Annotated in this window: 6 protein-coding genes and 1 riboswitch; of the genes, 5 read left to right on the forward strand and 1 reads right to left on the reverse strand. The window is 67.7% G+C overall.

Features of this window, described 5'->3' with window-relative positions:
• Positions 1–28: 28 nt before the first annotated feature.
• From AC1D1S_RS17725 to AC1D1S_RS17735, 3 genes are all read left to right on the forward strand, one after another.
• Positions 29–1,345 (forward strand): bifunctional o-acetylhomoserine/o-acetylserine sulfhydrylase, encoded by a 1,317-nt coding sequence (locus AC1D1S_RS17725; RefSeq protein ID WP_476995068.1) that lies wholly within the window; start codon positions 29–31, stop codon positions 1,343–1,345.
• A 183-nt stretch (positions 1,346–1,528) separates the two neighbouring features.
• Positions 1,529–1,644, forward strand: a riboswitch (SAM riboswitch).
• 11 nt (positions 1,645–1,655) lie between these two features.
• Positions 1,656–2,795, forward strand: a complete 1,140-nt coding sequence (metX, locus tag AC1D1S_RS17730; protein ID WP_476995069.1) for a homoserine O-acetyltransferase MetX — start codon at positions 1,656–1,658, stop codon at positions 2,793–2,795.
• Positions 2,796–2,961: 166 nt separating this feature from the next.
• Positions 2,962–4,341, forward strand: coding sequence for an MFS transporter (locus AC1D1S_RS17735; RefSeq protein ID WP_476995070.1), 1,380 nt, complete (start codon positions 2,962–2,964; stop codon positions 4,339–4,341).
• 107 nt (positions 4,342–4,448) lie between these two features.
• Here AC1D1S_RS17735 and AC1D1S_RS17740 read toward each other — a convergent pair whose 3' ends face one another.
• On the reverse strand, positions 4,449–5,348 hold the full coding sequence (locus tag AC1D1S_RS17740) for a LysR family transcriptional regulator (protein WP_459385970.1): 900 nt from the start codon (positions 5,346–5,348) through the stop codon (positions 4,449–4,451).
• A 200-nt stretch (positions 5,349–5,548) separates the two neighbouring features.
• Here AC1D1S_RS17740 and mmsB point away from each other — a divergent pair, with 200 nt between their 5' ends.
• Positions 5,549–6,451, forward strand: a complete 903-nt coding sequence (gene mmsB / locus AC1D1S_RS17745; protein ID WP_243179644.1) for a 3-hydroxyisobutyrate dehydrogenase — start codon at positions 5,549–5,551, stop codon at positions 6,449–6,451.
• 68 nt (positions 6,452–6,519) lie between these two features.
• Positions 6,520–7,370 (forward strand): aldehyde dehydrogenase family protein (locus AC1D1S_RS17750; protein ID WP_476995071.1); only part of this gene is annotated, 851 nt, incomplete at its 3' end.

The raw sequence follows: 7,370 nt of genomic DNA on the forward strand, positions 1-7,370 counted from the left end.
GCTGTGCCCAGTGACTCGAGGAGCACCAATGTCCAATGCCTGGTCCTTTGAAACCCGCCAGATCCACGCCGGCCAGGAGCCGGACAGCGCCACCGGGGCGCGTTCCCTGCCCATCTACCAGACGACGTCGTTCGTGTTCCCCAGCGCCGAAAGCGCCGCGAACCGCTTCGCGCTCGCCGAGCTCGCGCCCATCTACACCCGGATCGGCAACCCGACCCAGGACGCCGTCGAACAGCGCGTCGCCAGCCTGGAAGGAGGCCTCGCGGCGCTGCTGCTCAGCTCCGGCCAGGCCGCCGAGACGTTCGCGATCCTCAACATCGCCGAGGCCGGGGACCATGTGGTGGCCAGCCCCAGCCTCTACGGCGGAACCTACAACCTGCTCGCGCACACGCTGAAGAAGTTCGGCATCTCCGTGACCTTCGTGGCGGACCCGGACAACCTGGACCAGTGGCGGGACGCCGTCCAGCCCAACACCAAGCTGTTTTTCGGCGAAGTGGTCTCCAACCCCCGCCAGGACGTCCTGGACATCGAGGGCGTCTCCCGCGTGGCGCACGAGGCCGGCGTGCCGCTGGTGGTCGACAACACGCTCTCCACCCCCTACCTGATCCGGCCGATCGAGTGGGGCGCGGACATCGTGGTCCATTCGGCGACCAAGTACCTCGGCGGGCACGGCGCCGCAATCGCCGGCGTGATCGTGGACTCCGGCAACTTCGACTTCGGGAAGGACCCGGAGCGGTTCCCCGGCTTCAACACCCCGGACCCGACCTACAACGGCCTGGTCTACGCCCGCGACCTCGGAGCCGAGGGCGCGCTGGGCGCGAACCTCTCCTACATCCTCAAGGCCCGGGTCCAGCTCCTGCGCGACCTAGGCTCCGCGGTGTCCCCGTTCAACGCCTTCCTCATCGCCCAGGGCATCGAAACGCTGAGCCTGCGCGTCGAGCGCCACGTGGCCAACGCCACGAAGGTGGCGCAATGGCTGGAGGGGCGGGACGACGTCGAATCGGTCGCCTACGCCGGGCTGCCGTCCAGCCCCTGGTACGAGCGCGGCCGCAAGTACGGGCCCAAGGGGACCGGCGCCGTCGTGGCGTTCAACATCGCCGGGGGAGCGGAGGCCGGCAAGCGGTTCGTCGATGCCCTCGAACTGCACTCGCACGTCGCGAACATCGGCGATGTCCGGTCGCTGGTGATCCATCCGGCGTCGACCACCCACAGCCAGCTCTCGCCCGAACAGCGGGTGATCGCCGGGGTGAATCCCGGGCTGGTGCGGCTTTCGGTGGGACTGGAGCACATTGACGACATCCTCGCGGACCTCGACGCCGGATTCCGCGCGGCCAAGTCCGCCTAGACGGAAGCCCACGCGGAATTTCCCCACCTTTGCGGGCATGACGCCGGGAATCGCCGGCACTTCGGCGCGACCCGCCGGTCACGGCCGTCAAAGGTGGGGAGACTGCGGTGCTGACGGGTCCGGCTGTCACATGGAAGTCATAATCTTCGTGATTTCCGCACCCTGTTTCGTAGACTCGTACCAGGTCATGAGTGCCAGCGACAGCCCCGGCTTGCTGGCCGGCAACCCTCCTTTTGCGGCGGGGTGCCCCGGGTGAAGACCTGGCCTGCCGGTCAGCTGACGGCGGGCAAGCGCGAAGATAGGTCCTCACATGACGATTGCCGTCACCCGCACGGGTGTCCCCGAAACCAAACCATCCCGGACCCCTGACGGGACCGTCCAGTTCGTCAGGATCGGTGATCTGCAGCTCGAATCCGGGACTCCGTTGCCGGATGTGGTGCTCGCCTACGAGACGTGGGGGACCCTGAACGCGGACGCCTCCAACGCCGTGCTCATTGAACACGCCCTGACCGGCGACACACACGTGACCCGCGGCGAGAGCGGGGAGCCCGGCTGGTGGGAAGAGCTCGCCGGACCCGGGGCTCCCGTGGACACGGACAAGTACTTCGTCGTTTCGATCAACATCCTGGGCGGCTGCTACGGATCCACCGGACCTTCCACCCCGGCCCCGGACGGGCGCCCCTGGGGATCGCGGTTCCCGCTGGTCACCCTGCGGGACACCGCCGCCGCCGAGGCGCGGCTGGCCGATGCCCTGGGCATCGGCAGCTGGTACGCGGTGCTGGGGGGCTCGCTCGGCGGCGCGCGGGCCCTTGAATGGGCCGTCACGTTTCCCGGCCGGGTCCGGCGCTGCGCCGTGATTTCCGTCGGCGCCAGCAGCACCGCCGAACAGATTGCCTTCGCGCAGGCACAGACGCTGGCCATCCGCCAGGACCCCCACTTCAAGGGCGGGGACTACTACGGCGGCCCGGAACCCGAGGCGGGGCTCGCCCTCGCCCGCCGCATCGCGCACATCACCTACCGCTCAGCGGCCGAACTGGACGGCCGGTTTGGCCGGAACGCCCAGGAGTCCGAGACGCCCCTGGAAGCCGGATCGCTGGCCGGACGCGGGCGCTATCAGGTGGAAAGCTACCTGGACCACCAGGGCAGCAAACTGGCCCGGCGTTTCGACGCGAACAGCTACATCGCGATCACCGAAGCCCTCATGAGCCACGATGTCTGCCGGGGGCGCGGAGGTCTCGGGGAGGCACTGGCCCCGGCCACCGCCGAATTCCTGGTGGCGGCCGTGGACTCGGACCGCCTGTATTTCCCGGCCCAGTCCCGTCAACTGGCAGAGGCCCTGCCGGGCGGCCCGGAACTGCATATCATTCAAGCGCCGATCGGCCACGATGGCTTCCTGACCGAAATCGGCCAGCTCAGCGGGCAGCTCCGGGAGACCTTCTTCAGCCACTAGGCCGGCCCGCTTGTGCATTTTTGCAGATGCGCTCTGCACTAATGGCCGTTGAGGCTGAGGGCCGGAGCGTCCATACTCATGGGGAATGACGCCCTGTGCCCTAAATCACAAGCGTCCTCAGTCCAATGGTCCACAGGGTGTCGATGGAGACGCCGAAGGAGTCACGATGAGTACGGAAAACGCCGCAAGGCGCGCTGAAGAATCCGACGTCAAAACGTCCGGCCTGAAGAAGGTGGTGGCGGCCTCCATGGCCGGCACCGTGGTTGAGTGGTATGAGTTTTTCCTCTACGCCTCCGCCGCCACCCTTGTGTTCGGCAAGCTGTTCTTCCCGAACACCGGTTCGGAACTGGACGGCATCCTCGCCGCTTTCCTCACCTACGCGGTCGGCTTCAKTGCCCGCCCGATCGGCGGCATCGTCTTCGGCCACTTCGGCGACAAGTTCGGCCGCAAGCAGTTGCTCCAGCTGAGCATCATCCTTGTCGGCGTTGCCACCTTCGCCATGGGCTGCCTGCCCACCTTCGCGCAGATCGGCTACTGGGCCCCGGCCCTGCTGGTCTTCCTGCGCTTCGCCCAGGGCTTCGCCGTTGGCGGTGAATGGGGCGGCGCAGTCCTTCTCGTCGCCGAACACAGCCCGAGCAAGTCCCGCGGTTTCTGGGCAAGCTGGCCGCAGTCGGCGGTTCCGATGGGCAACCTCCTGGCCACGGCTGTCCTCTTCACCCTTTCCGCCACGTTGTCCTCCGCCGACTTCCTCAGCTGGGGCTGGCGCGTAGCCTTCTGGCTCTCCGCCGTGATCGTGCTGGTCGGCTACTACATCCGCACCAAGGTCCAGGACGCCCCCATCTTCCTGGAGGCCCGCAAGGAGGTCGAGGCCGGCCACAAGGGCTACGGCGTGGCCGAGGTCTTCCGCCGCTACCCGCGCGGCGTCTTCACCGCCATGGGTCTGCGCTTCGCCGAGAACATTCTCTACTACCTTGTGGTCACCTTCTCGATCACTTACCTGAAGGTCATCGTCCAGACGGACACCTCGCGGATCCTGCTGCTGCTGCTTGTGGCGCACATCGTCCACTTCGCCGTGATCCCGATGGTCGGCAGGCTCTCGGACAACGTCGGCCGCAAGCCGGTCTACATGGCCGGCGCCATCCTCGGCGGAACGTGGGGATTCTTCGCGTTCCCGATGATGGACACCAAGAACGACCTCGTCATCCTCGCTGCGATCACCATCGGCCTGCTGTTCCACTCCCTGATGTACGCCGGCCAGCCGGCGCTCATGGCCGAAATGTTCCCGACCCGGATGCGCTACTCCGGCGTCTCGCTGGGCTACCAGGTCACCTCGATTGTGGCCGGTTCGCTGGCTCCGATCATCGCCGTCGCGCTCCTGGGCCAGTACAAGTCCTCGGTCCCGGTCGCCATCTACCTCCTCGGCGCCTGTGTGGTCACCTTGGTTGCGGTGTTCTTCCTTAAGGAAACCCGCGGCATCTCGCTCCGCGACGTCGACGCCGCCGACGCCCAGGGCACCGCTGACCTCCTCGCCGCCAGCAAGAAGTAACAACGAATTAGCACGGCAACAGCCCGGGTCCCGCACTGCGGGGCTCGGGCTGTTGGCGTTTGGAAGCAGGACYGGCCCGGCAGGCTGGCTCAGCCCGCCAGGACCGCTCAGCCTGCCAGGACCGCCTGGCGGTCGGCAATCTCGGTCCGGATCGCCTCCAGCACGGCACGGACCGGGGCCGAACGCAGCGCCTCGGGCCGCGCCACAGCCCAGATGGGCAGCTGGCGCTGGAAGTCGTCCGGCAGGACGGGCAGAAATTCCGGCCGGCCCGCCACGAGGAAATTGGGGAGCAGGCCTATCCCGGCGCCCCGCCGGACGGCCTCCAGCTGGGCGAAGACGCTTGTGGCCTGGAAGCTGGACCGGGGCACCGGCAGCTGCGTTGAACGGTGGCCCAGCTCCGCGACCTGGAGCGCCGATTCCACGTAGGAGACAAAGCCGTGCTGCCGGACGTCGTCGAGCGTTGCCGGAAGCCCGTGCTCCTGCGCATAGCCGGGACTGGCGTACAGCCTGAGGAAATAGTTGCTCAGGAAGATCGCGCGGGCGGTGGTGGTGTCCATGTTGCCCACCACCACTTCCAGGTCCACGCCGGAGCGGTTTTGGCTCACCTTGCGGGTGGCGCTGAGCAGTTCGACGTTGAGCAACGGATTCGCCCGCTGCAGCCGGACGAGGGCCGGGGCCAGGAATTCGGCGCCGAAGCCGTCCGGGGTGCTGATCCGGACCAAGCCGGAGACCACGTCGCCGGAGCGGGCAATGCTGCTGGAGAGGGCACCGAGAGTGCCCTCGATGGCTTCCGCCGCCGCGACCGCCTGGCTGCCGAGTTCGGTCAGCTCCCAGCCGTGCGGGCTGCGTTCGAGCGTCCGGCCGCCGAGCTGTTTGTCGAGGGCCAGGACGCGGCGGGAAATGGTGGTGTGGGTGGTGCCGAGCGTCTCGGCCACGGCGTTGAACCGGCCCAGCCGTGCCACGGTCAGCAGGATCAGCAGGTCGTCGGGGCTCGGAAGCCGGCGCAAGTCCAATCTTGTCCCCTTTGCAGCGAGTGTGGCGGAGCCAGGGCCATGATTGTGCATCTGTGCACATGGCATCTGTGATTTTTTACCTTGATTGCACTCTAACAGGGTGTGATGGTGGACACTGGGGCGCCGGAGTTTCGGCTTTCACGCCGGAGCGCGTCGAGGCGCCCGGCAGCACATCAAGCAAAGGAGCTTAAGCCATGGCAGTCATCGCCTGGATCGGACTCGGAAACATGGGCGGATCTATGTCCGTCAACCTCTCGAACGCCGGACACGAAGTCCGTGGCTTCGACCTCAACAGCGCAGCCGTTGCCGCAGCCGAGGCCGGGGGAGTCAAGGCCGCCGGCAGCATCGCCGAGGCCGTCGCCGGCGCCGACGTCGTCTTCACCATGCTCCCCAAAGGTGAGCACGCCCGCGCCGTGTACCTCGGCCAGGACGGCGTCCTTGCCCACGCGGACACCCGGACCCTCCTGGTGGATTCCTCCACCATAGACATCGCCTCCGCGCAGGCCCTGCACGACGCCGCCGCTGCCGCCGGCTTCCGTTTCGTCGACGCACCCGTGTCCGGCGGCATGAGCGGCGCGAAGGCCGCCACACTGACGTTCATGATCGGCGGCGAGGCCGGCGCCGTCGCCGACGCCACCGAATACATCCGCCCCATGGCCGCGAACATCATCCCCACCGGCGGCGCCACCACCGGCCAGGCCGCGAAGATCTGCAACAACCTCATGCTCTTCATCAACCTCGCCTCCACCGCCGAGGGTGCGGTCCTGGCCGAGCGGCTCGGCCTGGACAAGCAGGTCTTCTGGGACATCGCGTCGGTCTCCTCCGGCGACAGCTGGGCGCTGCGCACCTGGTACCCCGTGGCCGGCGTCGTGCCGACCGCCGCGTCCAACAACGACTTCGCTCCGACATTCACCACCGAACTGGCCAACAAGGACATCGGCCTGGCCATCAGCGCCGCGCGGGACACCGGCACCCCGCTGGAACTCGGCGAGCACGTCCAGCAGCTCTTCCAGCGGCTCATCGACTCCGGCCAGTCCGGCCAGGACTGCTCGATGATCGTCAAGCTCGTCGACGGCACCCTCGAGTCCGCCAACTAGCCCTTAACGGCCCTGCCCTTCACGGCCCTGCCCTTAACGGCCCTGCCCCTCACGAAAGAGACCCACCCATGGAACGCATCCCGCACTTCATCAACGGCGCCCTGATTGCCGACGCCGAGCGCTTCGGCCCCGTGTTCAACCCGGCCACCGGCGAGCAGGAGAAAGAGGTCGCCCTGGCCTCCGCCGCCCGCGTCGAGGAGGCCATCGAGGCCGCCCGCGCCGCCCTGCCCGGCTGGCGCGCCACGAGCCTGGCCAGGCGCACAGCCATCTTCTTCAAGGTCCGTGAACTGCTCATGCAGCGCCGGCCCGAACTCGCGGCCCTGCTCACCAGCGAGCACGGCAAGGTCCTCTCTGACGCGGAAGGTGAAATCACCCGCGGCCTGGAGAACATCGAATTCGCCACCGGGCTCTCCCACATGCTCAAAGGCGAACGCTCGGAGCAGGTCTCCGGCGGCGTCGATGTCCACTCGGTCCGCCAGCCGGTCGGCGTCGTCGCCTGCATCACGCCGTTCRACTTCCCCGCCATGGTGCCGCTGTGGATGATCGGCAGCGCCCTGGCCTGCGGAAACACCGTGCTGCTCAAGCCGAGCGAGAAGGACCCGTCCTCCGCCATCTTCATCGCCCAGGTCTTCGCTGAGGCCGGGCTGCCGGCAGGGGTGCTCAACGTGGTCCACGGGGACAAGGAAGCCGTGGATGTCCTGCTGGAACACCCGACGGTCAAGGCCATCAGCTTTGTCGGCTCGACGCCGATCGCGCAGTCCATCTACAAGCGCGCCGCCGATCACGGCAAGCGCGTCCAGGCACTGGGCGGGGCGAAGAACCACATGGTGGTCCTGCCGGACGCGGACCTCAACATGGCCGCGGATGCCGCCGTCTCGGCCGCCTACGGCTCCGCCGGGGAGCGCTGCATGGCAGTCAG

The organism is Arthrobacter sp. P1_A5 (assembly GCF_056406825.1).

Bases quoted from the DNA above. Each gene is read 5' to 3' on its own strand.
- mmsB (WP_243179644.1), top strand. From the start codon at position 5,549: ATGGCAGTCATCGCCTGGATCGGACTCGGAAACATGGGCGGATCTATG.
- metX (WP_476995069.1), top strand. From the start codon at position 1,656: ATGACGATTGCCGTCACCCGCACGGGTGTCCCCGAAACCAAACCATCC.
- AC1D1S_RS17725 (WP_476995068.1), top strand. From the start codon at position 29: ATGTCCAATGCCTGGTCCTTTGAAACCCGCCAGATCCACGCCGGCCAG.